This is a genomic window from Gangjinia marincola (assembly GCF_039523415.1).
In the GTDB taxonomy this organism is placed as follows: Bacteria; Bacteroidota; Bacteroidia; order Flavobacteriales; family Flavobacteriaceae; genus Gangjinia; species Gangjinia marincola.
This window is the reverse complement of record NZ_BAAAFG010000003.1, coordinates 1-1902: the sequence shown is the minus strand read 5'-3', so window position 1 is coordinate 1902 and position 1902 is coordinate 1. Positions and strand designations below refer to the sequence as shown.

1 tRNA gene and 1 rRNA gene are annotated in these 1902 nt (G+C 46.6%); both read right to left on the bottom strand.

Annotated features, from left to right (window positions below):
- Position 1: 1 nt before the first annotated feature.
- Positions 2-75: transfer RNA gene (locus ABD000_RS03765), tRNA-Ile, on the bottom strand.
- Between the two features lie 199 nt (positions 76-274).
- Positions 275-1804 (bottom strand): 16S ribosomal RNA (locus ABD000_RS03760).
- Positions 1805-1902 lie beyond the last annotated feature (98 nt).

The window sequence follows — 1902 nt, the reverse complement described above, 5'->3', positions numbered from 1 at the left end:
GTAGTCTCAGGCAGACTCGAACTGCCGACCTCTACATTATCAGTGTAGCGCTCTAACCAGCTGAGCTATGAGACTGTCTCTTATAAAACAGAATATAGATGAAGAATTATAGACCAAAAAAATAAATCCTTTATCTATTCTCTCTTCTCTACTATCTATTGTATTTATAATAATTAATTGACAGGAATTAAAACTGAAAAAGACACTCTCGATACAAGTAACAATTTAATCTATTGTATCATCTGTGTGCTAACTTAATAGCATCTTTCTCTAGAAAGGAGGTGTTCCAGCCGCACCTTCCGGTACGGCTACCTTGTTACGACTTAGCCCCAGTTACTAGTTTTACCCTAGGCCGCTCCTTGCGGTGACGGACTTCAGGTACCCCCAGCTTCCATGGCTTGACGGGCGGTGTGTACAAGGCCCGGGAACGTATTCACCGGATCATGGCTGATATCCGATTACTAGCGATTCCAGCTTCACGCAGTCGAGTTGCAGACTGCGATCCGAACTGTGACCGGCTTTATAGATTCGCTCCTAGTCACCTAGTGGCTGCTCTCTGTACCGGCCATTGTAGCACGTGTGTAGCCCAGGACGTAAGGGCCGTGATGATTTGACGTCATCCCCACCTTCCTCACGGTTTGCACCGGCAGTCTCGTTAGAGTCCCCAACTTTACTTGATGGCAACTAACGACAGGGGTTGCGCTCGTTATAGGACTTAACCTGACACCTCACGGCACGAGCTGACGACAACCATGCAGCACCTTGTAGGTAGTCCGAAGAAAAGGCTATCTCTAGCCTATGCAACCTACATTTAAGCCCTGGTAAGGTTCCTCGCGTATCATCGAATTAAACCACATGCTCCACCGCTTGTGCGGGCCCCCGTCAATTCCTTTGAGTTTCATTCTTGCGAACGTACTCCCCAGGTGGGATACTTATCACTTTCGCTTAGCCACTCAGCACTCAATTGCACCGAACAGCTAGTATCCATCGTTTACGGCGTAGACTACCGGGGTATCTAATCCCGTTCGCTACCTACGCTTTCGTCCATCAGCGTCAATATACTGTTAGTGATCTGCCTTCGCAATCGGTATTCTGTGTAATATCTATGCATTTCACCGCTACACTACACATTCTAACCACTTCACAATAATTCAAGAACAACAGTATCAATGGCAATTCTATGGTTGAGCCACAGACTTTCACCACTGACTTATTATCCCGCCTACGGACCCTTTAAACCCAATGATTCCGGATAACGCTTGCATCCTCCGTATTACCGCGGCTGCTGGCACGGAGTTAGCCGATGCTTATTCATAGAGTACCGGCATCGAACCACACGTGATCCTTATTCTTCCTCTATAAAAGCAGTTTACAACCCATAGGGCAGTCTTCCTGCACGCGGCATGGCTGGATCAGGATTCCTCCCATTGTCCAATATTCCTCACTGCTGCCTCCCGTAGGAGTCTGGTCCGTGTCTCAGTACCAGTGTGGGGGATCCCCCTCTCAGGGCCCCTACCTATCGCTGTCTTGGTGAGCCGTTACCTCACCAACTAACTAATAGGACGCATACTCATCTTATACCACCGAAGTTTTAAAATAGTCTCCATGCGAAAACTACTTACCATGGGGGATTAATCCAAATTTCTCTGGGCTATACCCCTGTATAAGGTAGATTGTATACGCGTTACTCACCCGTGCGCCACTCGTCAGCAAAATAGCAAGCTATTTCCTGTTACCGTTCGACTTGCATGTGTTAGGCCTGCCGCTAGCGTTCATCCTGAGCCAGGATCAAACTCTTCATCGTTGTCTCTTTAACAATACAACAAATTAAATCTTAATCGCTACTCTTAATCTCAAATGAACTTTTATCAGTCTTAATTCTTTTTTCTTACCAAGTATACC